Source organism: Curvivirga aplysinae (assembly GCF_009711445.1).
GTDB lineage: Bacteria > Pseudomonadota > Alphaproteobacteria > UBA8366 > Aestuariispiraceae > Curvivirga > Curvivirga aplysinae.
Map to the genome: position 1 here is coordinate 1 of NZ_SMMC01000015.1, position 1,086 is coordinate 1,086.

Genomic DNA, 1,086 nt, shown 5'->3' on the forward strand with positions numbered 1-1,086 from the left:
CATTGTACTGGGTATCCTGATTTTTGTGCATGAAATGGGACATTATCTTGTCGCGCGGTGGTGTGGGGTACGTATTGAAACTTTTTCTATAGGTTTTGGGAAAGAAATTTTCGGTTGGACTGACAAGCAGGGAACGCGATGGAAAGTCGCACTTATCCCACTTGGCGGATATGTTAAGATGTTTGGTGAAAAAGATGGCGCCAATCCGGGAGATCATGCTGAAAGCCAGACAACAAATTTAACCGATGAAGAAAAAAAGGTATCGTTTGCCTATAAAACTTTACCTCAAAGGGCAGCTATTGTTGCTGCAGGACCATTAATTAATTTTGCTTTTGCGATTGTTATCTTTGCAGGATTATTCATGTTTATTGGAAAACCTGTACAATCGGATTTCATGGTTGACGGTATAGGCGATGTTGTTGAAGGGTCTGCAGCAGATTTAGCTGGTTTTGAAAAAGGTGATGTGATTCTAGCCGGAAACGGGGTTGAAATTAATGAGTTCCGTGATCTTGTATCAATCGTACAAGAAAGCAAGGGCGCACCTGTATCATTCACGATTTCACGTAACGGACTTAATAAAGAACTGGTTGCGCAAGCTCAAGAGACAGTGATAGGCGAGCAGGATGGTAAAGAGATTAAAGCCTATCGACTTGGGATTATGGGCGTGTCTGCGAAGATGGTCTCTCTTGGTATTGTAGGTTCTATTGTGGAAGCAACTACTTATACATGGGATATTACAGTTATGACATTTCAGGAAATTGGCCGTCTGTTTGTCGGTCAAGGTGATGTTGATAATCTTGGTGGACCTATCAAAATTGCACAAATGTCCAGTGAAGTTGGTGATTTAGGGGGGCTAGCAATAATTAATTTTATTGCATTGCTATCTATTAATCTTGGATTATTAAATCTTTTGCCGATTCCCATGTTGGATGGCGGGCATCTGCTATTTTATGCAATTGAAGGTGTTTTGCGTCGTCCTATATCTGAAAAAATTCAAGAGATAAGTCTAAGATTTGGCTTGGCTTTCTTATTAACCTTGATGGTATTTGTTATGGGAAACGATATTCTAAATATTACTCTTTGACT

1 protein-coding gene is annotated in these 1,086 nt (G+C 40.1%); it reads left to right on the forward strand.

Annotation, left to right across the window (positions count from 1 at the left end; all coding sequences use genetic code 11):
• A partial coding sequence (gene rseP, locus E1160_RS00065; protein ID WP_155152953.1) for an RIP metalloprotease RseP occupies positions 1 to 1,084 on the forward strand: 1,084 nt, incomplete at its 5' end.
• Positions 1,085 to 1,086: the final 2 nt, after the last annotated feature.